Below are 399 nucleotides of genomic sequence, written 5' to 3'. Positions count from 1 at the left end.
GATACCCATTTTGTGTTCGATTGAACCACAAGATACGGTATTACGCTCACCTACACCGCCGTCAGCAGTTGGGATGAGCTTAGGCACGATGAATAACGAGATACCACGGGTACCAGCAGGTGCGTCTGGAAGACGCGCAAGTACGATGTGGATAATGTTTTCAGTTAAATCATGCTCACCTGCAGAGATGAAGATTTTTGTACCAGAGATTTTATAAGTACCGTCAGCAGCAGGTTCAGCTTTAGTTTTAACTTGACCTAAGTCTGTACCACATTGAGGTTCAGTTAAGCACATTGTGCCAGACCAAGTACCTTCAACCAGTTTAGGCATATAGGTATTTTTTTGCTCATCAGTACCGAACTGGATGATGGTGTTCATACAACCTGTACTTAAACCTGG

The 399-nt window shown here is 43.9% G+C and carries 1 protein-coding gene; it reads right to left on the bottom strand.

Annotated features, from left to right (window positions below):
- Positions 1 to 399, bottom strand: a 399-nt coding sequence (locus B4H32_RS05000) for an acyl-CoA dehydrogenase family protein (protein WP_286800487.1), incomplete at both ends; no start/stop codon positions are given.

The organism is Acinetobacter sp. UBA2063 (assembly GCF_002333245.1).
Taxonomy (GTDB): domain Bacteria; phylum Pseudomonadota; class Gammaproteobacteria; order Pseudomonadales; family Moraxellaceae; genus Acinetobacter; species Acinetobacter parvus.
Note: the sequence above shows the minus strand (reverse complement) of the source record. Positions and strands in the feature narration are given on the sequence as shown.